Source organism: Nodularia sp. UHCC 0506 (assembly GCF_034931045.1).
In the GTDB taxonomy this organism is placed as follows: domain Bacteria; phylum Cyanobacteriota; class Cyanobacteriia; order Cyanobacteriales; family Nostocaceae; genus Nodularia.
The window spans coordinates 1-24,693 of sequence record NZ_JAYGHH010000030.1; the positions used below are offsets into that span (position 1 = coordinate 1).

General features: G+C 41.0%; 24 protein-coding genes. 10 read left to right on the forward strand and 14 right to left on the reverse strand.

Going from position 1 to position 24,693, the window contains the following annotated elements:
* The 7 genes from VB654_RS16145 to VB654_RS16175 all read right to left on the reverse strand — a co-directional run bounded on the left by VB654_RS16145 (position 1) and on the right by VB654_RS16175 (position 6,690).
* Positions 1–1,134 (reverse strand): hypothetical protein, encoded by a 1,134-nt coding sequence (locus VB654_RS16145; protein ID WP_323214793.1) that lies wholly within the window; start codon positions 1,132–1,134, stop codon positions 1–3.
* A gap of 340 nt (positions 1,135–1,474) precedes the next feature.
* Entirely contained in the window at positions 1,475–2,590 is a 1,116-nt protein-coding gene (locus VB654_RS16150; RefSeq protein WP_323214794.1) for an LptF/LptG family permease, read from the reverse strand.
* Between the two features lie 360 nt (positions 2,591–2,950).
* Positions 2,951–3,679, reverse strand: a complete 729-nt coding sequence (lptB, locus tag VB654_RS16155) for an LPS export ABC transporter ATP-binding protein (RefSeq protein WP_323214795.1) — start codon at positions 3,677–3,679, stop codon at positions 2,951–2,953.
* Positions 3,680–3,837: 158 nt separating this feature from the next.
* The gene (locus VB654_RS16160) at positions 3,838–4,296 is read right to left on the reverse strand and encodes an LptA/OstA family protein (protein ID WP_323214796.1); all 459 of its coding nucleotides are present in this window, start codon (positions 4,294–4,296) and stop codon (positions 3,838–3,840) included.
* 253 nt (positions 4,297–4,549) lie between these two features.
* Positions 4,550–4,942, reverse strand: coding sequence for a DUF309 domain-containing protein (locus VB654_RS16165; RefSeq protein ID WP_323214797.1), 393 nt, complete (start codon positions 4,940–4,942; stop codon positions 4,550–4,552).
* Positions 4,939–5,304, reverse strand: a complete 366-nt coding sequence (locus tag VB654_RS16170; protein WP_323214798.1) for a ferredoxin thioredoxin reductase catalytic beta subunit — start codon at positions 5,302–5,304, stop codon at positions 4,939–4,941. Before VB654_RS16170 ends, VB654_RS16165 begins: the two co-directional genes overlap by 4 nt.
* Before the next feature lie 210 nt (positions 5,305–5,514).
* Positions 5,515–6,690 carry a DUF58 domain-containing protein gene (locus tag VB654_RS16175; RefSeq protein ID WP_323214799.1) on the reverse strand — a complete coding sequence of 392 codons (1,176 nt, stop codon included), beginning with the start codon at positions 6,688–6,690 and terminating at the stop codon, positions 5,515–5,517.
* Positions 6,691–8,191: 1,501 nt separating this feature from the next.
* Here VB654_RS16175 and VB654_RS16180 point away from each other — a divergent pair.
* The 4 genes from VB654_RS16180 (at position 8,192) to VB654_RS16195 (ending at position 13,002) form a co-directional block, all read left to right on the forward strand.
* Positions 8,192–9,421, forward strand: coding sequence for a sedoheptulose 7-phosphate cyclase (locus VB654_RS16180; RefSeq protein WP_323214800.1), 1,230 nt, complete (start codon positions 8,192–8,194; stop codon positions 9,419–9,421).
* Positions 9,422–9,425: 4 nt separating this feature from the next.
* Positions 9,426–10,259: an O-methyltransferase gene (locus VB654_RS16185; RefSeq protein ID WP_323214801.1), complete on the forward strand. Its 834-nt coding sequence runs from the start codon at positions 9,426–9,428 to the stop codon at positions 10,257–10,259.
* Between the two features lie 111 nt (positions 10,260–10,370).
* Entirely contained in the window at positions 10,371–11,768 is a 1,398-nt protein-coding gene (locus VB654_RS16190; protein ID WP_323214802.1) for an ATP-grasp enzyme, read from the forward strand.
* Between the two features lie 127 nt (positions 11,769–11,895).
* Positions 11,896–13,002, forward strand: coding sequence for a D-alanine--D-alanine ligase (locus VB654_RS16195; RefSeq protein ID WP_323214803.1), 1,107 nt, complete (start codon positions 11,896–11,898; stop codon positions 13,000–13,002).
* Here VB654_RS16195 and VB654_RS16200 read toward each other — a convergent pair.
* From VB654_RS16200 to VB654_RS16225, 6 genes are all read right to left on the reverse strand, one after another.
* Positions 12,977–13,591 (reverse strand): heme-copper oxidase subunit III, encoded by a 615-nt coding sequence (locus VB654_RS16200; RefSeq protein WP_323214804.1) that lies wholly within the window; start codon positions 13,589–13,591, stop codon positions 12,977–12,979. The genes VB654_RS16195 and VB654_RS16200 overlap by 26 nt on opposite strands.
* 68 nt (positions 13,592–13,659) lie before the next feature.
* Positions 13,660–15,321, reverse strand: coding sequence for a cytochrome c oxidase subunit I (gene ctaD / locus VB654_RS16205; RefSeq protein ID WP_323214805.1), 1,662 nt, complete (start codon positions 15,319–15,321; stop codon positions 13,660–13,662).
* A gap of 11 nt (positions 15,322–15,332) precedes the next feature.
* The gene (locus VB654_RS16210; RefSeq protein ID WP_323214806.1) at positions 15,333–16,262 is read right to left on the reverse strand and encodes a cytochrome c oxidase subunit II; all 930 of its coding nucleotides are present in this window, start codon (positions 16,260–16,262) and stop codon (positions 15,333–15,335) included.
* Between the two features lie 56 nt (positions 16,263–16,318).
* Complete coding sequence (locus VB654_RS16215; protein WP_323214807.1) at positions 16,319–16,924, reverse strand: DUF2231 domain-containing protein; 606 nt, start codon at positions 16,922–16,924, stop codon at positions 16,319–16,321.
* Complete coding sequence (locus VB654_RS16220; protein ID WP_323214808.1) at positions 16,921–17,421, reverse strand: DUF2231 domain-containing protein; 501 nt, start codon at positions 17,419–17,421, stop codon at positions 16,921–16,923. The genes VB654_RS16215 and VB654_RS16220 overlap by 4 nt, the downstream gene beginning before the upstream one ends.
* Before the next feature lie 761 nt (positions 17,422–18,182).
* Complete coding sequence (locus tag VB654_RS16225; RefSeq protein ID WP_323214809.1) at positions 18,183–18,365, reverse strand: RNA-binding S4 domain-containing protein; 183 nt, start codon at positions 18,363–18,365, stop codon at positions 18,183–18,185.
* 118 nt (positions 18,366–18,483) lie between these two features.
* Here VB654_RS16225 and VB654_RS16230 point away from each other — a divergent pair, with 118 nt between their 5' ends.
* From VB654_RS16230 to VB654_RS16240, 3 genes are all read left to right on the forward strand, one after another.
* A complete protein-coding gene (locus VB654_RS16230; protein WP_323214810.1) occupies positions 18,484–19,266 on the forward strand; it encodes an ABC transporter permease in 783 nt (260 codons plus the stop codon).
* A gap of 252 nt (positions 19,267–19,518) precedes the next feature.
* Positions 19,519–20,760 (forward strand): DNA methyltransferase, encoded by a 1,242-nt coding sequence (locus VB654_RS16235; RefSeq protein ID WP_323214811.1) that lies wholly within the window; start codon positions 19,519–19,521, stop codon positions 20,758–20,760.
* Positions 20,761–20,785: 25 nt separating this feature from the next.
* The gene (locus VB654_RS16240) at positions 20,786–21,697 is read left to right on the forward strand and encodes a Bpu10I family restriction endonuclease (RefSeq protein ID WP_323214812.1); all 912 of its coding nucleotides are present in this window, start codon (positions 20,786–20,788) and stop codon (positions 21,695–21,697) included.
* Positions 21,698–21,744: 47 nt separating this feature from the next.
* Here VB654_RS16240 and VB654_RS16245 read toward each other — a convergent pair whose 3' ends face one another.
* On the reverse strand, positions 21,745–22,383 hold the full coding sequence (locus VB654_RS16245; protein ID WP_323214813.1) for a Uma2 family endonuclease: 639 nt from the start codon (positions 22,381–22,383) through the stop codon (positions 21,745–21,747).
* 143 nt (positions 22,384–22,526) lie between these two features.
* Between VB654_RS16245 and VB654_RS16250 the strand changes: the two genes are divergently transcribed.
* The 3 genes from VB654_RS16250 to VB654_RS16260 all read left to right on the forward strand — a co-directional run bounded on the left by VB654_RS16250 (position 22,527) and on the right by VB654_RS16260 (position 24,593).
* Entirely contained in the window at positions 22,527–23,246 is a 720-nt protein-coding gene (locus tag VB654_RS16250; RefSeq protein ID WP_323214814.1) for a pyridoxine 5'-phosphate synthase, read from the forward strand.
* A 154-nt stretch (positions 23,247–23,400) separates the two neighbouring features.
* On the forward strand, positions 23,401–24,183 hold the full coding sequence (locus VB654_RS16255) for an ester cyclase (protein WP_323214815.1): 783 nt from the start codon (positions 23,401–23,403) through the stop codon (positions 24,181–24,183).
* 80 nt (positions 24,184–24,263) lie between these two features.
* The gene (locus VB654_RS16260; RefSeq protein WP_323214816.1) at positions 24,264–24,593 is read left to right on the forward strand and encodes an MgPME-cyclase complex family protein; all 330 of its coding nucleotides are present in this window, start codon (positions 24,264–24,266) and stop codon (positions 24,591–24,593) included.
* Positions 24,594–24,693: the final 100 nt, after the last annotated feature.

The following is a 24,693-nucleotide window of genomic DNA, read 5'->3' on the forward strand; positions in this document are numbered from 1 at the left end:
TTAAAATCCCAAATTTCTCAAATTATTGTTCCGGATTGTACGTGTATTTTGTCCTGATGTTGGGGGAGAATTTAAGGAATTAGACGGCATTTGTTGACTAGGCGATCGCCAAATTAAATTACCATTTTGATCAGCTACCACTGGGGATATCTGTGTAAAATTATGAGGATTGGGAATTGGAGGCTGAATAGTAGAGTAGGGTTCCATATTAGTTTGTACGCCAGTTGGCATACCATAGCTAACAGGTGGTGTCAAGGTTGTGGGCTGTACTGGGTTAGGCAATCCTTGGATATTATTGACATTATTGAATGAGTTTGGCGGTAGGTTATTTGGTACAGCTACAGTTGCTTGAATACCAGTCGGCGAATTTAACCCGGTTCTAGGTAAACTGTTGTTAGGCTGGATTGGCATAACTCCAACCGAGGAAGTTTGTCCTAAAGCATTGATTGGATTGACAGTCTCACCATTTAAACTAGGCAAAGTTTGGTTGCTTGATTGATTAAGTGGTGTTGGTAAAAAACTCCCTGAGTCATTATTTTGACTATTGTCGGTTTGATTAACGCCAACACCTGATAGATAAGATGTTGCTGTTGTTCCTGTTGGTTGTAATGAAGTGCCTAAAGAGTTAATACCTAAAAACTGATTACCAATATTCACCCCACCCGGCTGCAACAAGTTTTTAGCTTCTGAAATAAAAGGATTCTGCCCTGGAAGTGCAGAAGTGCTATTAAATGTACCTGCTGCCGGATTTAATCCTGCACTGTTAGAAGATTGTTTTTTGTTAACTTCCTTGAGTAAATTGTTGTTATTCTTGGGCTGAGATTTTGCAGGAGGAAGATTAACTATAATCGGCAGATTTCCCTGCTCTAAATCTTTAAACAAAACTGGTAAATTATCAATATCTGCTGCAACGGCTTTGTCTTCTGCGGAAATAGCAGAATTATCACCCTCAAGGGCAGTAACTTCTTCGTCTTGATTGTAAATAAACAGATTTGGGTTATACCAGTACTCCCGAATTACCAGGCCGATGACAGATAAAAAAATTGCTGTTCCCCAAATACTAGGTCTGGTTAAATTTAATAACCTGGCTTTGAGATAACGTAAATAGGCAGGAGGATAATGACGATTTGGCATAATAAGTGCTGAGTGCTGGATAGAACTAAGTATGAGTGAGTATGGCTACGCCAATCCAGCTATAACAGATATACTCAATTACAAACAATAATTTTAATAAACCCGCCCCTATGTCAAGGCTTTGAGGAATCAAGAATATCCTCACTTCCTTGGCGGTTGCTATAACTTTATAGTACCTTTCGACTCATTAAAATTATCACTCCCTAACATTTCTCTATATTGACACTGCTATATAAATACTAAACAAAGCTATACATTTACTTCTTACGTCAAAGGGAGCATGGGAGCGGTTATCCCTCGGTAAGCTTTCATAGCTCTCCCCGCGCCCCTGGCTCTTCGCTCAACGTTCAGCAACCCGCATCAATAAAAATAAACCTACCCCTAAAAACAGGAAATTAGGTAGCCAAGCTCCCATAAAGGAAGATAAAACACCGGCTTGTCCCATTGCACCACTGATAAAGAAAATTAAATAATAAGTAAAAATTACTATGACACTCACACCAAAACTCGTGCCTTTTCCGCTACGTTGGGGTCTGCTTCCCATCGCTGCACCTACCAAGCCAAAGACTACGCAGACAAATGGCAAAGAAAATTTTTGTTGAATACGTACTTGCAGTTTACGAATTTTTTGCCTATCGCCGCCAATACGTTCGATTTCTAATTGTTCTAAAGATTCAGCAATATTCATTTCGCCATAGTCTCGGCTTCTTTCAACTAAATTTAATGGTGTGCGAGGTAGTTGTAACTGCTGATGTTCAAATCTTAAAATGTTGCGATAGGAGCGGTCAGGAGCTACTAAATAAACCGTACCATCGTAAAAATCCCAAACGTTTTGAGAAGCATTCCACTGGGCAGAATTTGATACGACAATTTGATTCAAACCTTCTGTGGTGCGGTCGATAATTGTTAAACCATTCATCTGCTTACCATCAAATTGGTCAGCATAAAATAAGCGTGACAATATCCTATTTTTGCTACCATCTGGCTGCTCAACGTCTCGATATTCGGGATAAAAGATATTTGACTGTTGAAAAGTTGGTTTGTCTGACTTGAGGGCTTTTTCTAGGGTAATAGTTGCTTGGTAATTTGCGGCTGGTGCTATTTGTTCATTAAAAACGAATGTCATACCTGTCACCAACAGACTCAACATCACAGCCGTTAGCACCATGCGATAGACACTTACTCCACAGCCACGCATAGCAATTAGTTCGCTCTCACTCGAAAGACGACTATAAGTCATCAAAGTAGCCAGCAGCGTAGACATGGGAAAGGCTAAAACAATAAAATTGGGGAATTTCAGTAAAAAAACCTGAATTGCAACGCTGATTGGCAATCCAGATTCCACTATTCGCCTCACTAACTCAAACACAGCATCAATGGTGACACCCAGGGATGAAAATGCCCCCACACCAAATAAAAATGGTGCTACCAATTCTTTAGTCAGGTAGCGGTCCATGAGCGTAAAAGGCAACAGCGAATTGAGGCTGTATAAAGAATTGAGCTTCTTTGAGATCATAAGGAACTATCAAAATTAAGTATGGACACCCTAGCACCGCTACGCGGAAGTCAAAAGTCAAAAGTCAAAAGTCAAAAGGCTTATAAATAGGCTTTTGATTTATTTAGAATGGTGGTTTTATTTACGCCAAGCTGTATTAGGCATAGCAAAGCACAAGTATTTCCTTGATAATTATCAGAAATTCGAGATTTATTTGTAGTTCCTCTGTTAGTCTCCTAATTTATTCCATGACAAAATCTGATGATTTTCATTAATTAAGTTTTAATCAAAAATTAAACAATTAAAGTATTCATGACGAATTTAAGCTTGAAAGTTATCTCCCAAATAGTATTGCCGGACTAGGGGATTATTATAAAGTTCTTCAGGATTACCAAAAGCGAGGATTTGTCCTTCACGCATAATATAGGCACGGTCTGTAATGGCTAAGGTTTCGCGGACATTGTGGTCTGTTATTAATATACCCATGCCGCGATCGCTTAGTTGTGCGACAATGTTTTGAATCTCAGAAACTGCGATGGGATCTACACCCGCAAATGGTTCATCCAAAAATAAGAATTTCGGGCCTTCTCTTCCCGCAGCTAACGCCCTAGCTAATTCTGTCCGTCGTCTTTCCCCTCCAGAAAGTTGAATTCCTTTACTATTAGCGACTTTTTCCAGGCGAAATTCGTGCAGTAGAGCTTGCATTCGTCTTGACCATTCCCATCGTGGGACATTAGTTTGTTCTAGCACCAAGAGAATATTCTCCTGTACTGAAAGTTGGCGAAAAACACTTGGTTCTTGAGCTAAATAGCCAATGCCTAACTGCGCTCTTTTGTGCATAGGCATTGCAGTTATTTCCATACTATCCAGCCAGACTTTCCCCTGATTGGGCTTTTCTAAGCCTGTAGCAATATAAAAGGTTGTCGTTTTACCCGCACCATTGGGGCCGAGTAACCCAACCACTTCACCCTGAGAAATAGAAAGGTTGACGCGATTAACGATATTTCGCTTACCGTAAGATTTGTGAATATTTTCTAAAACAATTTTCACGATTCGCGCCTATTTTGGTCATTGGTCATTGGGAAGTTATCGTCTTCTGCACCCTGTACCCCTTGCCTTTTATTGGTCATTTGGGGTGCATACCCTGACTACGCTATGTTAGCTATAGTGCTTTTGGTTAACTAATGACTCGGCATAGGGGATTGATACTAATTAGATTGTCTACCAACTTCGGTATCATTCACCATGTAGGTGGACTCTACCTGACGGTTGGATTGAGGTAACGCCAGAAAACGTCCTTCGTCAATGAGATAAGTCACTTTTTCCGCACGGATACTATTGACTCCCTCTTGTAAAATATAAACGTTCCCACTCAAATCAATGCGGCGTTCCTGACTAAAAAATTGTGCTTGAGCAGCTGTTGCTTTAATCTGGCGAGCAGGATACAACATTTGCACGTTACCGCGAGCTGTTGCTACTTGAGTGTTGGCGTTATATTCTTGCACATCAGCGCTGATGGTAAGGGGGCTATTTTGTTTAGAGGCCTGTGCAGTAGCAGTTTGGACATGAGTCGGAAATGTAAAAGTACCCAAGAGTGCAGCTGGTAGCATCAAGATTAATCCCAGGCGACGCATTTGTGATCCGGGTAATTGATAACAGGACATCATAATTGTAATTACGAGGTTAGGATATTAGCTTGTATATTGACTATCTCAATTTTTTTCTCCAAAAATCTACATTCTGGAGTAATTTGGGATCATCACTTGGAGGATTGACGCTGTGTCAAGCCTTAAGGTTTCGCCAATATCCACATTTATAGCAGTCTTGAATTGATTTTTATCATGGATGATTTTTGAGAGAGTATCCCCAAAGCCTGCATTCCCAGCTCAGGCCGGGAACGAGTCCATGAGGGGGTTAACTTTACGGGTTAATTAGCACAATTTTGGGGGAAGGCAAAGCCTGAAGATTATCCAAGTCACCAGCACTAAACTTTTCTGCTCCCATTTGCTGTAGTTCTGACAACAGTGCTGCACTCTGATTCAATAACTCGTCTACATCAATGTTGCTGTAAACAGATGGGTAACGCCGCAGGCGACTGCTGCCTTCTCCCAGTAAAATTACTGCACCTCGCCAATTACGGTTTCCCAAATGATATTGTGCGACAGCAATTTGCAGAATGCCTTGATAAAAGGTTTTTTCTGGTTCGCTGGCTTCTATCCACAAGGCTTCTAAAGTGTCATGACAAGCATAGAACTGTCCAGAATTAAACTGTTCTACTCCTTGCCAAAACTCTGGGGGGATAATTTCACTCATCCCATGCTGTCTCGCACTTCTTTAATGGTTTCTAAAGTAATTTCTTGTTTTTCTCCAGCAAACTCGTTATCTGGGGTCAGAAATAGCATACAATGGCACTCCTTGCGTTCCCTCATGGGTACACAGGGACAATTCCAATATGTAGCATGAACTTCGGCTTCTTTGTCTTCGTAGTGGCGACAGGGACACAAAGGCGCACCTAAATCGTCTTTATGTTTTGCTAGTCCTTCAATCACGACTGCGGTTACAGAAGGTTCAGAACAGAAGTATGTTCCAGTTCGTTTAGCATACTGTTCGGAAAAGTGCCGCATTGCCTCAAGGCTTTTATCTGTGGATGTTGTGTTATTTTCTGATGAGATCATATTGGATCGGCGCTCATAATTTAAATATTTCTTTGCATTGTACCTCAGCCTTACGGGGCTATTGCTGGGGGATTTCCCCAACTTGAATAAATCGAAATCAAAAATCTGGGATATTCAGAGTTATAGCAAAGTGCTGAGTAAGAACCGAGTCGGGACGGGTTGATTAAAATTATTATTAGTCATTTGGCGTGGCGTAGTCATACCCGTTGACTATAAACGTAATGACTTTTGCAGTTGCGGTTGCAGTTCTTGTTCGTTCTGTACCACTATGCCAGGATAGTCTCGATTAACTACCGCTTCTTCAGTTGGTGAAGTCAGATTCTGCCATAATACCCAACGACTGCCTTGTGTTAGGGAAGTCAGGCTTAAAGGGTTTTGAGTTAGCCAAATTAAGGCTTGGCTTTGACGTTCGGCAAAGTTGCGATCGCTTGTGCTAATTTCTTCTTGATATGTGGTTGCTGCTAAGGTTTCTAAAACTACGCGATCGCCTTTAACTAAACCTGTGGATGCTGTCCATAATTGTACTTGCATTTGCTGGCGTTGGGCATAAAAATACAACGATGCGGCGGCAATTACGGCTTGTTCAAAGTTATCTGTTTCCCAATTCCCCGCACTGTCAAGGGCAATGATTATATCTTGTCCACCTGTAACTATTTCTAACTCCCGTACCCGAAATTCCCCGTAACGAGCGCTTGTCCGCCAGTGAATTAGCCGAGTAGGATCGCCCATGCGGTATGGACGGAGCGATCGCACTAATCCAGATGTTGCTGTCTGTAAAGGTCTACCACGGGGATCACCTCGTCTGCTCTCTTCTTGCCCCATTTCATCCACTAGAGGGCAGGTAGCCAAAGGTAATACGGTGGGATAGACAATGGCTGTAGCTGCACAATGACGCTGACGGCGACACCAAAATAATCCTAAAGGCTCACCAGTACCTAATTCGACTGTATGCCAGCGATATATTCCTCGTTGCGAAGTTGGTTGATAGTATACCCAACGGTAACTGCTTTGACGGTTAATTGTTTCAATAACCGTTTTAACTGGTTTTCCTAAGACAAATGGTAATATATCCTCGACTTGGAACAAGCTGACAGGGTGCTGTGTTTGATTGCAGATTTCTAATTCCACTGTCAAGTCATCCCCTGCTGAGACAGGTTGCATGGGGCGACGTTTGACCAATAAACCCACAAGCGATCGCGGGGGCAAAAAAGCAGCTATACCTAAAAGTGCAAAGCTAATGCCACTAATAGCATATAGCCAGCCCGCCATAGTATTCACAGCAGCTCCAAAAAAACAAATAGCAATTCCTCCTAACACCCACCCGCTATGTGCAGGGGCAATAGCATGGGTTTCTAACCAATTAGTGATCGGCTTAATTATTTTCATGTTTCTTTTTTAACCCAAATTACCTAAATTTTGCACTCCAGGCGAAAGTCAAAATTCAAAATTCAAAAGGTTTAATGGTTGCTTTATTTACGCAATGTATTATGGGACTCCTATTTAAATTTTGATAAAATTCCTTATTCCCTATTCCCTACCTCTACGAATAAATGCAGAAACCAAACCGGATTCCTATAGTTCCCAGTGATACAAGTCACGGCTAATAGGATGAGTAGTATTGTAATTTTTTAAACCAGCAGATTTATTGCTAACAGCGATCGCTATACCCTCAGACTGATTATTAGGGCTGAAACCCTAGTTTTTACGTTCATTCGCTAAAAATCCTGGTTTAATGATTCACATTATGTTATGATCTGTATTATTCTAGTGTTATGTTTTGTATACTGGCTCTAAGATATCGACTAGCAAATTATTTGTTAGTTTAAGCTAAAATAGCTTAATTTAAATCTAGACAGCCAATTAAAACATATTTAGAGTTTACGAGACACACAACCGTTCCTTAACAAACTTAAACTTTAGTTACAATTCACTCAGATATCTTAAATTTCTGAACTTTCAGGAGCTACTAAGGTAGTTATTTTAAATACTGCGTAGTAACTTAGGTGAACAAGACAGGAACCATACCCACATTCTTAATGAATGTAATCAATCATCTAATTTTTTAGCCCTTGTATATTTTCAGACTTATACCAAAAAATAGGTGTCTGATAATTAATTGTGGGGATAATTTCCCACCTCAGTTAGTAAATAGACCATATTTAGTAGTTGAGAAATATAGGAGTTTTGCCAAGTTTCACGATGGGAAAGTTGCTATTGTCAAAAACAAGTGGAATTAATTAAAATACGGAAAAATTCCTCAAAGTCCACTGTCATTCTCAGCCAAATAGAATGTAGCGAGTTTAGCAATATAAGGTTTGATGATCATGCTTAGAAACAGCGAATTAAGAGTTAATCAGGGTTCTCAACTCAAATTAAAGATTGGAGATAAACGATATGAACATTTCTCCAGGATAGGATTTTTACGAAATCTCACCATTGGCAAGCCATTAGAATTAAAGATAGTGGAATGAATCTTAATTCAGATGAATCTTTGCCAATTAGAGTCAAAATACTGAAAAACAAAGTGCCAATGTTATGTCCATAAAAGGACTAGTGCATCTGTGAAGAAGTCAAAAGGCTTTTATTGAGGAATTTTGAACTTTTGGAAATCCTATGCCTATTTATGCTTTGCTGTACTAGTTGGCTAATTGAGAGATAATCTCGAATTAGAGGTTAATCCACGTAAAGAAGTTACTCAAATGAATGGTGTTGTTGAATAACATTACCAGTCAGGAATAAAATGCAGTTTTCTGATTGAAAGCCCATTTTATCGTGCCTTTAATTTCAAAGAATAAATAGCATAATTTCTGGCTGGCTTGCATTAGGGTAAATCGGACTTAAATACCGTAATCTCACAATTTTTTTACTTGGAATAAGGTCAACAGACATGAATAAAGTACAAGCATCCTTTGAAGCTACAGCCACAGCATTTCACGTAGAAGGGTACGAAAAAATTGATTTTAGTCTTGTCTATGTGAATGGTGCATTTGATCTCAAAAACCGCGAAATTGCCGATAGCTACGCTAAATTTGGGCGCTGCTTGACTGTGATTGATGCCAATGTTTATGAACTTTATGGCAAGGAGATCAGGTCATATTTTAAGCACTATGACATTGAACTCACAGTATTTCCCATCATCATTTCGGAACCAGATAAAAGCCTGGCAACTTTTGAAAAAATTGTTGATGCTTTTTCCGACTTTGGCTTAGTTCGTAAAGAACCAGTTTTAGTCGTCGGTGGTGGTCTAGTTACTGATGTGGCTGGATTTGCTTGTGCAGCTTACCGTCGTAAGAGTAATTACATTCGCATTCCGACCACATTAATTGGTTTAATTGACGCAGGTGTAGCGATTAAGGTAGCAGTGAATCATCGCAAGTTAAAAAATCGCTTGGGAGCATATCACGCACCTTTGAAAGTAATTCTGGATTTTTCATTTTTGCAGACCTTGCCCACATCTCAAGTTCGCAATGGGATGGCAGAGTTAGTAAAAATTGCTGTGGTGTCTAACTCACAAGTGTTTGAACTGCTATACGAATATGGCGAACAACTGCTTTCAACTCACTTCGGATATGTGAATGCGACACCGGAAATTAAAGAGATTGCCCATACAGTTAACTACGAAGCCATCAAAACCATGCTGGAGTTAGAGACTCCTAACTTGCATGAATTAGACTTGGATCGAGTGATTGCCTATGGACACACCTGGAGTCCTACCCTAGAATTAGCGCCTCGCGTACCCCTCTATCATGGTCACGCGGTGAATATAGATATGGCTTTATCTGCAACTATTGCGGCACAACGGGGCTATATTCCCACAGGAGAACGCGATCGCATCCTTGATTTAATGAGTAAAATTGGTTTATCTCTGGATCATCCCCTACTGAATAGCGATTTACTTTGGGATGCTACCGAGTCTATTAGTCTAACACGAGACGGCAAACAACGGGCAGCTATGCCTCGTCCCATTGGTGAGTGCTTCTTTGTCAATGATTTGACCCGTGAAGAACTGGATACAGCTTTGGCTGAACACAAACGTCTTTGTGCTAAATACCCCCGTGGTGGCGCAGGCGTTGACGCATATATTGAAAGTCAAGCAGCCAAGCTATTGGGAGTGTGAAGATATGACCAGTGTTGCCGGAAAAGAAACAGCTAGACCAATCACGCCACACAGCATTTTAGTGGCATATCTCCAAAAAACACTCAAATTAGCCGAAGAGAGTCACATTTCCCCAGAAATATTAGATTCTTTGCGTCAGGGAGTGGAATTAGCCGCAGGTTTAGATCCCTATTTGGATGATTACACCACCCCCGAATCGAGCGCATTAAGAGCATTAGCGCAGAAAACCAGTCAAGAAGACTGGGGAAAACGCTTTAGTAATCAAGAAACCGTGCGTCAATTAGAGCAGGAAATGCTTTCAGGACATCTAGAAGGACAGACATTAAAAATGTTTGTTCATATCACCAAAGCCAAGCGCATTCTCGAAGTGGGAATGTTTACAGGATATTCCGCCTTGGCAATGGCAGAAGCACTACCCAGCGATGGAGTACTAATAGGTTGTGAAGTAGACCCTTATGTGGCTCAATTTGCTCAGGATTGCTTTAGTGAGTCTCCCCACGGCAAAAAAATCATTGTTGAGGTTGCACCAGCCTTAGAGACAATTCACAAGTTAGCAGCCAAAAAAGAAGCATTTGATTTGATTTTCATCGATGCAGATAAAAAGGAGTATGTCGAATACTTCCAAACAATTTTGGAGCATGATTTACTGACTCCCGACGGGTTAATCTGCGTCGATAATACTTTGCTGCAAGGACAAGTATACCTCCCAGCAGCACAACGTACCGCTAATGGTGAAGCGATCGCCCAGTTTAACCGTGTTGTTGCGGCTGACCCTCGTGTAGAGCAAGTTTTGTTACCTATCCGAGATGGTGTCACCCTCATTAGACGCGTCGCGTAAACTTTCTTTCTCGGCGCTCTCTGTGCCTCTGTGGTTTTAAAAGTCATTTATTTAACCACAGAGACGCAGAGGACACAGAGTTAAGAGGATACCCCTTTTTTTAAATGACTTATGACACAATCAATTTCTTTATCTCTGGCGAAATCTCCAGGGACTTCAACGGGTGTTTGGGTAAAGTTAGTGGCTTTATTTCAGACCCTGGGTACTTTGATATTATTACTGATAGCTTTGCCGTTCAATGCTTTAATCGTCTTGATATCTTTATTGTGGGGAATTGTACAGTTACCTTTTAGACAAAAAGCTGTAGTCGCGTCTCATCCCCAGACTATCTTGGTAAGTGGAGCCAAGATGACCAAAGCATTGCAATTGGCTCGTTGCTTTCATACAGCCGGACACAGAGTGATTTTGATTGAAGGTCACAAATACTGGTTATCTGGGCATCGATTCTCTAAAGCCGTCAGTGGTTTTTATACAGTCCCCGCACCCCAATCAGACCCAGAAGGCTATATCCAGGCGTTGGTAGAAATCGTTAAAAAAGAGCAAGTTGACGTTTATGTACCTGTATGCAGTCCTGTAGCTAGTTACTACGACTCTTTAGCAAAGCCGGCATTATCAGCATACTGCCAAGTTTTCCACTTTGACGCAGATGTTACCAAAATGCTAGATGATAAATTTGCCTTTACTGCTCAGGCGCGATCGCTTGGTTTATCTGTCCCCAAATCCTTTAAAATCACAGATGCCCAGCAAGTGATCAATTTTGATTTTAGTCAAGAAACCCACAAATATATCTTAAAAAATATTGCTTATGATTCCGTTCGCCGCTTAAATTTAACTAAACTTCCCTGCGATACCCCAGAAGATACAGCCGCCTTTGTCAACAGTTTACCCATCAGCGAAGAAAACCCTTGGATTATGCAAGAGTTTATTCCTGGTAAGGAGTTATGCACACATAGCACAGTCCGGGACGGAGAATTAAGACTGCATTGCTGTTCAGACTCTTCCGCATTTCAAATCAACTATAAAAACGTAGAAAATACCCAAATTCGGGAATGGGTGCAACACTTCGTTAAAAGTTTGTCACTAACTGGGCAAATTTCCTTCGACTTTATCCAAGGGGAATCCGGTACAGTGTACGCCATTGAATGCAATCCCCGCACCCATTCAGCCATCACCATGTTCTACAATCATCCTGGTGTAGCCGCAGCTTACCTAGATAAAACTACCCTAGCTGCACCATTAGAACCCCTAACAAATAGCAAACCCACCTACTGGATATATCACGAAATCTGGAGATTAACAGGTATACGTTCCTGGAAACAATTGCAAACAGCCCTAAATACCCTATTCCAAGGTACAGATGCAATTTTCCAGCTAGATGATCCTGTACCATTTTTAACTCTACATCACTGGCAGATTCCCCTACTACTGCTAAAAAACCTGCAACAACTCAAAGGTTGGGTAAAAATAGACTTCAACATTGGCAAACTCGTAGAACTAGACGGCGACTAAATCAGTTAACAGTTAACAGTTATCACGCCGATTTAGTCAGGGGTTTCGACTCAATTATGTCTCTAAAAACCCTCTTTACCTTTGCGCCTCTGCGCCTCTGCGTGACAATAATCCATATTAATAAACTATGCCATTACTTCGTATCCTGCACTTAGTCGGTTCCGCACAGAATGACTTTTACTGCAATTTGTCACGGCTTTACGCCCAAGATTGTTTGAATGCAACAGCAGAGCGATCGCGTTATGACTTTCACATAGCATACATTACACCGGATGGCCAGTGGCGATTTCCTCGCTCCCTGAATCCAGAAGATATCGCCATTACTAAACCAATTTCTTTAGTTGAGGCTATAAAATTTGTTACAACACAAAACATTGACCTCGTGCTACCCCAAATGTTTTGTATTCCCGGAATGACATACTACCGCGCCCTATTCGACCTACTCAAAATCCCCTACGTAGGTAATACTGCGGATGTCATGGCAACAGCAAGCCACAAAGCCAGAACCAAAGCAATTGTCGCCGCCGCCGGGGTGAAAGTACCTCAAGGAGAACTGCTTCGCCCCGGAGATGTACCGACAATTACACCTCCAGTAGTCATCAAACCTGTAAATTCTGACAACTCTTTAGGGGTGGCTTTAGTTAAAGAAGCTAGTGAATATGAAACTGCTTTAAAAAAAGCATTTGAGTATGCAGATGAAGTAATTTTAGAAACATTCATCGAACTCGGTCGGGAGGTCAGATGTGGTATTCTTGTTAAAGATGGGGAACTAGTGGGTTTACCCCTAGAAGAATATAAATTAGATCCTAAGGAGAAACCTATCCGCAGCTATGCTGATAAACTCCAACAAACTGATGATGGTAAATTGCATTTAACAGCGAAAGATAATATCAAAGCTTGGATTGTAGACCCTAGCGACCCCATTACCCAAAGAGTTCAAGAAATCGCTAAAATCTGTCATCAGGCTTTGGGTTGTCGCCACTACAGTTTATTTGATTTCCGCATCGACCCAACGGGACAACCCTGGTTTTTAGAAGCCGGCTTGTATTGTTCTTTTGCTTCCAAAAGTGTAATTTCGGCCATGGCGAAAGCAATGAACATCCCTCTCCATGAGTTATTCACCACAGTTATCAATGAAACCTTGGGCAGTTGGGAAAGGAGTAAAGAATTGGGGACACGACCCACTCAAGTGAAGTATCCCCAAAAACTTATTGCCAAAGATAAATTAGGATAAACAAAACAATCCAAATCACATCAACGAAGTGCCAAAATAACGAAGTAGCATTCACACCAAAGTGACCTGAATCGTAGTTACCAGGAAGGTAAGAACGGACAAAAATAATTGACTGCAACAGAATACCGGTGAAAACGTGCAAACCGTGAAAACCAGTTAGCAGATAGAACATTCCACCGTATACCCCAGAAGTAAAGCCAAATTCTAGGTTACTCCATTCAATACCTTGCCCTACTAAAAAGTAGCTACCCATTGCCATTGTCGCCCCAAGGTATAGGCGAAATCCCTTTAAGTTGTGGTTTTGCAGGGCGCGTTCTGCTAAGTAAATCACGAAGCTACTGGAAACTAGAATGACTGTGTTGATTGCAGGTTCTTTGATTTCTAGTCCCGTAACTCCGGCTGGTAGCCAGTTAGGAGTTGTGGTTTTGTAAACGATATAGCCGGCGAAGAAGCTGAGAAAGATGACGCTTTCTGAGAGGAGGAACACGATGAAGCCAAACATTTTGTTGCCTTCTTCGTCGTGTTCGTGTTCAACGCCTGGGTGATGGTGAGGTAGTTGTAATTCGTCTGGGTTGATGGAACTGTCCATTGAGGGAAATTCTCCTTTTTTAAACGCAGAGGAACGCGAAGGGAAGCGCAGAGGTGCGCGGAGGGAGTTTAGTCTGCGTTTTTTAATGCGGGGTTGTTGGCTGTTAAGGGTTCTGTTTTGCCGTAACCGTAGGGTTCGGAAATGATGATGGGAATTTGTTCAAAGTTTTCTACTGGAGGGGGTGAAGAAACCATCCACTCTAGTCCTATGGCGCGCCAAGGATTATCGGGGGCTTTTTCTCCTTGCATCCAGGACACTATCATGTTGAATATGAAGGGTAGGGTGGACATTCCTAAAAGGAAGCCGCCTAAACTAGCGATAATGTTCCAAAATTCGTATTCTGGGGCGTAGGAGGAAACACGGCGTAACATTCCTTGCAACCCTAATGGGTGCATGGGTAAAAAGTTGAGGTTAGTACCAATGAATGTTAACCAAAAGTGTAGTTTACCCCAGCCTTCGTAGTACATTCTGCCGGTCATTTTGGGAAACCAGTGGTAGATGGCAGAATATAAGCCCATCGTCACTGTGCCAAAGAGAACGTAGTGGAAGTGACCAACTACAAAGTAAGTGTTGTTTACGTGTACGTCTACAGGTACGGAGGACAGCATAATTCCTGTGATACCTGCGAAGACGAACATTACTAAAGCACCCAGGGAAAACAGCATGGCTGTATCTAGCCGCAGTTTACCGCCCCAAATGGTGGCTACCCAAGCAAATACTTTAATGCCTGTGGGTACGGATACAAACATGGTGGTCAGCATGAATATCAACCGCATCCAGCCTGGTGTACCACTGACATACATATGGTGTACCCAAACAATACCACTGACTACCGCAATTAACATTGAGGAAATGGCAACTACTTTGTAGCCAAACAATGGTTTGCGGGAGTAGACAGGGAATATTTCGGAGAAAATCCCAAAGATGGGCAGAATAATCACGTAAACGGCAGGGTGGGAGTAAAACCAGAAGTAATGCTGAAACATGACTGGATTACCCCCTTGACTGGGGTTGAAAAAGGCTGTACCAGCTGTGAGGTCTAGTAGCAGCATGACTGCACCGGCTGTGAGTGCAGGTAGTCCAAACAATTGGATAATCTGGGCGCTAAATACTGCCCAAACAAATAAAGGCATCCGAAAGAAGCCCATGCCTGGGGCGCGCATTTTGACAATGGTGGTGACAAAGTTAACTGCCCCCATAATTGAGGATACGCCAGATATGGCTACTGCTAGTAACCACAGCACTTGACCATTAATCAAGTTACCGGTGGGGTTTTGCAGACTCACTGGGGGATAAGACCACCAACCTGCTTGGGCGGGACCACCAGGAACTAAGAAACTGGCCATTAACAATGTTCCGACTACCGGCACCATCCAAAAGGCGACGGCGTTAAGTCGGGGAAATGCCATATCTCGCGCCCCAATCATTAGGGGTACTAGATAGTTAGCAAAACCGACTAGGGAAGGAAATGTCCACAAAAACAGCATGATAGTGCCGTGCATGGTGAACATTCCGTTATATACGGTACGGTCAACTAGGTCAGATTCGGGTGTAATTAGTTCTCCCCGAATCACCATGGCGAAGATACCACCGACGAGAAAGAAGATAAATGAGGTGACAAGGTACTGTATACCTATTACCTTGTGGTCGGTGCTAAAGCTGAAGTATGTTTTCCAGTCACTTGGCTTCTCACCAGGGTGACTGATGCCTGCGAGAGGGATATTTGTCATCGGTGAGTTTCCTATGAACCAGGATAATTTACGAGAGGAGATGCCGCAGGTGCAACGGTAGTCCAACCAGTTTTGACTGACTGACTAGCTGCTTGGGCATACTCGGAGGCTGCTTGATTGTGTGCTGCTGTGGGTTGTTGGGTGGCAGCGTGGGATAGCCATTGGTGGTAATCTTCGGGAGATTCCACGACTACATTGGCTTGCATGGTGGCAAAGTATGTACCGCTATATTGGGAGTCGGTTAACCGATACTGTCCCGCACGGATGGGTGTAAATTCAAAGTCAATGGTGTGGTTAGGAACTATATCTTGCTTGAGGCGGAATGCAGGAATATAGAAGCCATGCAGCACATCTTCTGATTTTAGTGCCAAACGTATCCGGCGATCGCTTGGTAAATGCAATTCGGTACTAGTCACATTTTTTTCAGGGTAGTGAAACACCCACGCCCATTGTTTAGCCAGGACATCAATGTTTTCTACAGGTTCGGCCAAGGCGTTGACTGGTTCATCTTTTGGTGCGGCATAAGCCGATTCCATACCCACAGGATTATGCAAATGTACCAGTTCCATCGGCCCTTGAATTCCCATTTGTTCGTAGACTTGATAGCTATAGCCAGCAATCCACAATACCAACATAATCGGAATGGCTGTCCAGACAACTTCTAAAGTGACATTACCCTCAATGTGGGGGCCATCTGTCAAGTCGCCTTTTTCCGCCCGATGGAAAATCAGGGAATACATCAGGGTGCTGGTTACGCCCAAGAAAATGAACGCCCCCAGGGTAACTAAGAAGCTAATCAAATCATCAATTAGCACGGACTCTGCTGCTGCTTGGGGGGGAAGCCAGGTATACGCCTGATGTCCTATCCAGAGACTGATTACAGTCACTATGGTTGCACCCACAAACACGGTGAAAATATTTAAAATCTTCCGCATTTCCATAATTATTCGTCATTAGTGTTAGTCATGTGTCATTAATCGAAAATGACCAACATTGGTTATTTCAGCATTGTGTTGAGGTCTTCGCCCAACCGCAGCAAGCTATCTGCTGTATTATGTATGCCAAACTCAGCTGCCATTTGCGCCCCTAGTGTGCCGTGGACGTACAGAATTAACATGACTGCTATACCTGTGGCGAGATAACTCCACTGCACTTGTTGGTTTGCCTCTTCACTCCAAACGAAACGTTGCCATCCTCTCCAAATGGTCATGCCAGAAATCAGCCCTAGTAAGAATACGCCACCCACACCATGCCAAATCATGGTTTCCATTGCCTGCATTCCCCAGGCACTTTTCACGTCGGCTGGTGGGGTTGCCAGCAGCATTTCATAAAAACCTGCGGCGACTGTGAAAATAGTAATGATGGTAGAACCCACCATGTTGTACCAGCCCACATCAAAAAAGTTGGACTGTTCTACAGGAATGGCTAAAAACTTGAAGACCCATTTTTGGAAGGGGAACAGTTTACCCACAATATCAAAGGTAATCCCAATGATGAATAAACCCAAAGTCAAATGGACTAAGTTCGGATGAATGGGTATTGAGTAAGGTAATCCATTTGCACCAAATTGTGCGCTTAATTGATCAATGAGTTCTGAGTTCATGGCAAGATACCTTCCTTGACTGCTTCAACAACTGGTACTGTGTGCAGTCCATATACCCAAACCAGTTGATCTCCGAGATATACTTGCACGCCCACAATCACTGTCAAAAACAACCCAGCCAACATATAATTAATCGACAATTTGTGAGGGTTGCGGCTACGAATTACATAGCGCCAAGCTGTAATTGAGGCGATAATTCCAGACAGTGACCAACCAACTAATGTATGTACATTCAAGACTGATTTAACTAAGTCGTAAGGTTGTGCTAAACCTGCTTCAAATTGACCAAAAATAATCGCCACAAAGATAGCGATAGTAGCCACAAACATATTCCACCAACTCACCTCATAAAGATGAGTTCTACCAGTAAAATAGCCTAATATATCGCAGAAGAATGCAAATAAAACCATCGCAATTACAAAGTGGACAACGATGGGGTGCATCGTATCTGGATACGGCAAATTATGGTCGTTCAATGATGTCAGATACTCAAGCATTGTGTTCTCCTGGACATATCTATTGCACCTCAATCGTCAATATTGACAGCCCTCGCACCACTACAATTATTTCCACCTGACCGGAGTTTGTATGTCTACGCCACGCAAGCTATCAGATACGCGTGGTGCAATCCGGTTGATGGCAAGATATAGCACTGCTACGTCTCTACTGTGGTCTTCACGGGATGCAGTTACTATTTATCATCAATGATTGAGTTCAATTCATTTGTTCATGCCGATCATCTACAACAGCAATTTTTAATTTATCTAACAAAATTGCTTTATTCTGTTTGATTTGTGTAACCTATCTTTTAGCTTAAAGATTTTTTTACGAATTGTCAAAAAAATTAAGATGAACTTTGAAAAATGCTTATAAAATTCAAATAAATATTTTTATAATGTAAACTAGCTTGCATTTATCATATATTGCATACATGAAAAGCTTTGAATGTCCAATATGGAACATTTGTAAATTATGATTTTGTGATATCGATTACAAACAAATATAATTATGAATTTGCAATTTCAAAATAAATGTTAAAAAAACTATAAGCTAATCGCATAACATAGGCGGGCATCTTTGCCCTCTCCACAAGAGTTTAAGGTAATTTAAAGATGCAAACTAGATATTTTTAGATGAGCATATTCTTGACATTTAGCATCATACTCCGAACCCTACCCGTTAGTGAAAAGGGTAAGTTTGGCGTTAGCCAAAAGCTGGGTAGGGTGTTCAGGATATATTTGTGGCGGGAAGGGTTACATTACAAATCGACCTCGAAAGTTTTTCCTTCTACTGTTACTTTGTCGCCTAATACTAATTTTCGTCCGCGTCGGGTTTCAACTTCACCATTGACTTTTACGCCACCATCAATAATTATTAGTTTGGCTTGTCCTCCAGTTGAGGCTACACCCATAAACTTTAAAAATTGGTCGAGTTTGATCATTTAAACTAGGGAATTCACTTTATGCACGATGCTTTCATTTTAGTTTGAATAGTTGATCATCTGGCTAAGATTGTTGGTGATTAGCTATGCTGGCAATATATTGGGTTAAGGGTGCAAAATGAGAAGATATTGGCAAGTATTAAAGCTATTTTGGAGTACTGCGATCGCAGCTGAGATGGAGTATCGTCTTAATTTTCTCATAGCTACCCTCAGCAGTTTGGGTAATCTCGCTGGCAGTCTGTTTGGATTATCCTTATTTTACAGTACCGGTTACACCTTTACCGGCTGGTCATGGTCAGCAGCTTTATTAGTTTTGGGAATTTTTACCTTACTACAAGGCTTTGCAGCTACCTTTCTCGCCCCAAACCTGAATCGCATTGTCCGCCATGTCCAGGAAGGTACATTAGATTTTGTCCTACTTAAACCTATCCGCAGTCAGTTTTGGCTTTCTACTCATACCTTGTCACCTTGGGGACTACCAGATTTAGTTTTTGGCAGTCTAATCATCGGCTATGCAGGTACAAACCTGGGTTTGGGAATCAATAATTACCTCATGAGTGCATTGCCGTTATTATTCGGCTTGGCAATCCTTTATAGCTTGTGGTTTATGCTGGGTGCAACTAGCATCTGGTTTGTCAAAATATACAACGCCACCGAAGTTTTACGAGGTTTGTTAGAAGCTGGTAGATACCCTATGGTAGCTTATCCCACCGCTTACCGCTTTTTCTTTACTTTTGTAGTACCTGTGGCTTTTTTAACAACTATCCCAGCAGAAGCGATGCTGGGTCAGGGTGAAATTAATTGGACAATAGGTGCTGGAGTGTTAGCTGTGGTGCTGTTCTGGGTTTCCAGCGCTTTTTGGCGGTTTGCCTTGCGCTTTTATACTAGTGCATCAAGTTAATGCGAAAGGAAATTACTTTGCGGTTATTGGTATAAATTTGGGATTCAAGTTATTTTATTTGTACCTTGATCAGATACCCTCAGTCAAGGGGAGACAATATAGCTAAAAAAAACTCTTTTATGAATCATAACCAGAAAGCAGGTATAATTTTTTATTAAATGTTGATTCACTATTTACTGTGTATCCTTTTAGGAGTAAGCAAATACTAGGCTATTGGTTCTAATGCAGAGCAATACATTTCTAATTCAGAGATTGAGAGACAAATTTTTAGCTCAAAATTTGAGTGAATTTCATGTTGTTCTCCCACAAAATAATTTGAATCTTGAAAATAAAACACGTTCAAATATCTTTTCTTGGCGTGGTCAGTTTTCTCCTCAATTAATTGAAAATTTGCTCCTTTCATATTGTCCCAAAAAAGCTAAAATACTTGATCCTTTTGCAGGCAGTGGAACGACTCTTTACGAGGCTGCCTGTTTTGGATTACAAGCTTATGGATGTGAAGTCAATCCAGCAGCTTGGATTTTGAGTAGAACTTATCAACTAATGAATTTACAATTAGAAAACCGGGAGATGCTAGTTAGTTCAATCACAGAAAAGTTAGAAACTTATTTTCCGAAACCTCAGCTTTTTGATAATTCTCAGACTAGGGAATTAAGTGTTGCCGAGTTTGAAAAATTTATTCCTGATTTATATAAAGAAACTAATTACTGGGAAACAATTATTCTCGACACCTTTGTAATACTACTAGATTTGGCAAATAATAAGCTAACTACAGAGTATATACATAATATTTGCTATAAGCTTTGCCAAGTTATAAAAAATTTTCCTTACTCCCCAGCACCAATCACTGCCTTATTATGTGATGCTCGCTCCCTTCCTATTGATACTGATAGTATAGACTTTGTTATTACATCGCCCCCATATATTAATGTATTTAATTATCATCAAAACTATAGACTTTCAGCAGAAGCACTGGGTTGGGATTTACTAAAAATTGCTAAATCTGAAATTGGTTCAAATAGAGCAAATCGAAAAAATCGATTTTTTACAGTAGTTCAGTATTGCTTAGACATGGCTTTTGTTCTTAGAGAGCTACAAAGAGTTTGTACATACGATGCCAGAATTATATTTGTAGTAGGTCATGAATCAAATGTTTTAGGTGTCCCATTTTACAACTCACAAATCATTTCAGAGCTTTCAACTCAGTCTAACTTGTTTGAATTGAACCTTACACAAAAACGCATCTTTAAAAACAAATTTGGTAAGGTTGTCCGTGAAGATTTACTTAACCTTTCTAATAAAAACTCTAGCTTATCTGTAGAAGATACTGAGGAAATTGCTAGAAATATTGCGCGGAAAGTTATGAATGATGGATTAGTAATTGTTTCGGAACAAAATAAGCCTGCTCTTATGGAAGCAATTGAGAAGATATCTAATTTAAGTAAGTCTCCTCTCTACAATCTTCAGACTACGAATTACTACCAAAAAGCTTAATTTTTTTAATATCAAAAATACAATAATGCCTCAACTACCAACTCCTCACTATGATAAAATTATTGCTTGCTTAAAAAATCCTAGATTACCGGATGCCGATAAAGAAAGATTTGAAGAAGCTGTAAAGAAGTATAAGCAATGGATTCAAGCACTAGAATCAGTGGAACAAGGACAACCTGATACTGTTCAAAAATTAGTTGAAGCAACAAATCAATATAAAAGATTCATTGAACTCGATTTAATCTTCGATAGCCAAGATAATTTTCTTTATCGACAGAAGGGACAACTTAAACTTGACAATACTATTCTTGAAGAATTTCTTCCTCAAGTAATTTATCGAAGTTTGAAAGGAATAGATGATACATTTGAAGTCGGACCTAAAAAAACTTTTGCAGGGTTAAGCTTTTTATCTTCACTAGGAAATCCAGGAATAGGTGGGGAACCTACACTAAGAACAAAAAACCAAGATTTTGTTTTAGGCAAAAAACTTTACTTAAAAACTTCGTTTGATAGTCAGTTTACAAATTCTAAGCTGGTAGAGTCTTATCTTGGATATGTTTGTGCTGAATGTAAGACAAACTTAGATAAAACAATGTTTCAAGAGGCTGTAGCTACCAGTAGGGATCTAAAATTAGCAGTTCCTAGTTCACTTTACTTTTTAGTATGTGAGTTTCTTGATATGACTCCGGTTTCTATTACAGCTACTCAAATTGATGATGTGTTAATTGTTAGAAAATCGAAACGTATATCTGCAAATATTCGCCAAGAATATAAAACTCCAGAGTCAAGACAGCAACATAGACAAGAGTATGCCGATTTTATTGAGATGTCAAAGTACTATCCTGATGTTTTTCAGAAAATGATTGATAAAATTCAAACCTTGGTAGATGATACAGCCCCAAAAGTTGATCAAGTGCTGAAGCGAGGGCATTTCTGAAATCAATTAAGTCGGTGTAAACTTAATCTTGTGCCAATTAAAGATGATTATAAGTTACTGTTGATCCAAGTTCTAAAATTACGCGTAGCTTGACTTCTACCAATGGTTAAACATTGCTGAACATATTCATTGATCAATTCCACAATGGGGATATTAGGAAAATTAGGGCTAGATTGAGCTTTTATATATTTTCTTCCCTGTAACAATGAAATTTCTAAACCTTGTTTTGTATATCGCCAAAGTTCAGGAACACCCAAAATCTCATAATTATCAAATCGAGTCCGGGAAGTAATATCAATTTCAATTGCTAAATCTGGTGGCGGGTCTATAGTTAAATCAAGACGATTTTTACCAATTACAGCAGCTTGATTTTCAATGTAAAAACAAGTATCAGGTTCCACTGCTTGGCGCATTTGTTCATTTTTGAGTGTGGTGGAACCAAAAGGTTCAAAATCAATTTCGAGGTAGTCTAATAAAATTCTTACCAACTCCCCAACAATTTCTTTATCTTTTTCGTGTTCAGGTAAAGGAACCATAATTTCTAACCAACCATCACTATAAGAAATACGTGCAGCCCGTTTTTCTCCCATTTCTGCCAAAATATTCTCTAACTGCTGCCAACTAATATCTTTTAGCAACATTTCTTGTCCTGGTTTGACGATAATCTGTTGTAGTTCTAAGAGCATACCGCCTCAGATAGTGGGTGTAAATATTATTCTAAATCCGACTTTGTAATTTAGGCGATCGCTCCACCATCATCGTCTTGCTTAAATATCGCTAACTTCCGTTAAAATCAAAACTTAGGGATTATGGATAGGGAGATACAAGGGTGCCTACACTGGGAGTTAACATTGACCACATCGCCACCATTCGTCAAGCACGGCGAACAGTAGAACCAGACCCCGTAGCGGCGGCAGTACTGGCAGAATTAGCGGGTGCAGATGGAATTACAGTGCATTTGCGGGAAGATCGGCGACATATTCAAGACAGAGATGTGCTATTGTTGCGGCAGACAGTGCGATCGCATCTCAACTTAGAAATGGCCGCTACAGACGAAATGTTAGCGATCGCTCTCGATATTAAACCCGATTATGTAACCTTAGTTCCCGAAAAGCGGGAAGAAGTCACCACAGAAGGTGGACTAGATATTGTCGGACAAATTGCTAGAATAGGTGAGATAGTCGATAAATTGCAGAGCGCTGGTATTCCAGTTAGTTTATTCATCGATGCACAACCAGCACAAATAGAAGCATCTGTCAAGATAAAAGCGCAATTTATTGAACTACACACCGGACAGTACGCTGAGGCTAAAAGCGAAACCAATCGCCAGCAAGAATTAGCCATATTAGCTCAAGGGTGTGAGCAAGCAATAAAAGCAGGCTTACGCGTCAACGCAGGTCATGGACTCACCTACTGGAACGTTTACCCTGTAGCTGCACTACCAGGAATGGAAGAACTGAACATTGGTCATACCATAATCAGTCGCGCCGCATTAGTCGGAATCGAAAGAGCCGTCCGCGAAATGAAACAAGCCATACAAATTCAGTAGTACTGAGTGCTAACTAAAGTTAGTGCTTATACCACTACTAACTCTGAGTTCTCTTCCCACTCAGCACTCAGCACTCAGCACTCAGCACTTTTAATGAGGGGTTGTAACTGCGAAATCCAGAAAATTGGAGTTAAATCTTTCCGCACAAACTTCTATGACCTCAACAGAGTCTAACAGCCTACCCTTGTGGGTACAGCACAGAGATAAAGTACTAGAACAAAGTACCGATATCGAATGGCGCTATGGCAAATTTCCCGATTATACCCGTTCCAACGAAAACCTAGCCAAAGAAAGTACACGTAATCATCCTCAAGGTTCACTAGAAGCCATAGTGCAGAACTTGGTGAGAACCTTCGATGTAGAAGCGAACTTCAAAACCAACCCCCAGCAATGGATATCAGTTGTCAACGAAAAGTTCCGCATGAGTACCAATGGAGGCCCCAGCTACACAATATCAGATGTAGTCGAGTCAGGAACTTACAAACTCTTAATCGGCAATACCCAACATTACAAAGCTGCTGAAGAAAACTTTGAAACATCCACAAGCCTCTTTCACACAGCATTTCCAGAAGGATTTATGTGGGAAGTGCTAGAAGTGTTCTCAGCCCCCCCCACAGTTGCCTTTAAATGGCGGCATTGGGGACATTTTAAAGGCGCATACAAAGACAACGCCCCCACAGGAGAGACAATAGAAGTGATTGGCATGAGCGTTGCCCATGTCGCCGAGGACTTGAAAATCCTTTCCTTAGAACACTACTATGACAACACCAAGTTCTTAGACAAGCTGACAGCAAGTGGACAACCAGAAACTGGTGAACAAAAGCAAAAACAACCAAATTTTTGGAGTTTTTTCCAAAAATTTTGGAATTGGCAAGAAAAACCTAGAACTGGCGAAGCAAAAACCAGTGCTTGCCCTTTCAGTGCTTTGATGAGGTAATTCTGGTTTAATTATTTTTTAGGGGTACATGATGTAGCTCTGTACCCTTAAATTATTCAATAGTAAGCAAAGGTTTAAAAATGAAAACATACTATTATGCTTTGGCAAGTCAAAAATTTCTGGTTCAAGAAGAACCAACCGCAGAAGTGCTGAAAGAACGCACTCGCTACTACCATGAACAAGAAAAAGAAATTGATTTTTGGTTAGTGAACCAGCCAGCTTTCTTAGAATCACCTGAGATGGCAGAGCTAAAAGCGCAGTGTCCTCAACCAGCCGCCGCCATTATTTCCACCAATGCTCAATTTATTACCTGGCTAAAACTGCGATTAGAGTATGTAATTACAGGAGAATTTCAGGCTCCTTCCCAAACAATTTCAGATCCTTTAGCATCCCTCACCTCAGTCTCTTAACAAGTTCGTAGTCAGGACTTTAGTCCTTATCTTCTAATAGAATTTATTTGTAAAAAACCGTGGCGAATTTCCTTCCTTCTTTGTGTAGTTAGCGTCCTTA

Bases quoted from the DNA above. Each gene is read 5' to 3' on its own strand.
- VB654_RS16195 (WP_323214803.1), top strand. From the start codon at position 11,896: ATGCCATTACTTCGTATCCTGCACTTAGTCGGTTCCGCACAGAATGAC.
- VB654_RS16150 (WP_323214794.1), bottom strand. From the start codon at position 2,590: ATGGACCGCTACCTGACTAAAGAATTGGTAGCACCATTTTTATTTGGT.
- VB654_RS16175 (WP_323214799.1), bottom strand. From the start codon at position 6,690: ATGAAAATAATTAAGCCGATCACTAATTGGTTAGAAACCCATGCTATT.
- VB654_RS16210 (WP_323214806.1), bottom strand. From the start codon at position 16,262: ATGGAAATGCGGAAGATTTTAAATATTTTCACCGTGTTTGTGGGTGCA.
- VB654_RS16145 (WP_323214793.1), bottom strand. From the start codon at position 1,134: ATGCCAAATCGTCATTATCCTCCTGCCTATTTACGTTATCTCAAAGCC.
- VB654_RS16190 (WP_323214802.1), top strand. From the start codon at position 10,371: ATGACACAATCAATTTCTTTATCTCTGGCGAAATCTCCAGGGACTTCA.
- VB654_RS16215 (WP_323214807.1), bottom strand. From the start codon at position 16,924: ATGAACTCAGAACTCATTGATCAATTAAGCGCACAATTTGGTGCAAAT.
- VB654_RS16230 (WP_323214810.1), top strand. From the start codon at position 18,484: ATGAGAAGATATTGGCAAGTATTAAAGCTATTTTGGAGTACTGCGATC.
- VB654_RS16260 (WP_323214816.1), top strand. From the start codon at position 24,264: ATGAAAACATACTATTATGCTTTGGCAAGTCAAAAATTTCTGGTTCAA.
- VB654_RS16200 (WP_323214804.1), bottom strand. From the start codon at position 13,591: ATGGACAGTTCCATCAACCCAGACGAATTACAACTACCTCACCATCAC.
- VB654_RS16160 (WP_323214796.1), bottom strand. From the start codon at position 4,296: ATGATGTCCTGTTATCAATTACCCGGATCACAAATGCGTCGCCTGGGA.
- VB654_RS16185 (WP_323214801.1), top strand. From the start codon at position 9,426: ATGACCAGTGTTGCCGGAAAAGAAACAGCTAGACCAATCACGCCACAC.
- VB654_RS16220 (WP_323214808.1), bottom strand. From the start codon at position 17,421: ATGCTTGAGTATCTGACATCATTGAACGACCATAATTTGCCGTATCCA.
- VB654_RS16245 (WP_323214813.1), bottom strand. From the start codon at position 22,383: ATGCTCTTAGAACTACAACAGATTATCGTCAAACCAGGACAAGAAATG.
- VB654_RS16170 (WP_323214798.1), bottom strand. From the start codon at position 5,304: ATGATCTCATCAGAAAATAACACAACATCCACAGATAAAAGCCTTGAG.
- VB654_RS16165 (WP_323214797.1), bottom strand. From the start codon at position 4,942: ATGAGTGAAATTATCCCCCCAGAGTTTTGGCAAGGAGTAGAACAGTTT.
- VB654_RS16240 (WP_323214812.1), top strand. From the start codon at position 20,786: ATGCCTCAACTACCAACTCCTCACTATGATAAAATTATTGCTTGCTTA.
- VB654_RS16255 (WP_323214815.1), top strand. From the start codon at position 23,401: ATGACCTCAACAGAGTCTAACAGCCTACCCTTGTGGGTACAGCACAGA.
- ctaD (WP_323214805.1), bottom strand. From the start codon at position 15,321: ATGACAAATATCCCTCTCGCAGGCATCAGTCACCCTGGTGAGAAGCCA.
- VB654_RS16180 (WP_323214800.1), top strand. From the start codon at position 8,192: ATGAATAAAGTACAAGCATCCTTTGAAGCTACAGCCACAGCATTTCAC.
- VB654_RS16225 (WP_323214809.1), bottom strand. From the start codon at position 18,365: ATGATCAAACTCGACCAATTTTTAAAGTTTATGGGTGTAGCCTCAACT.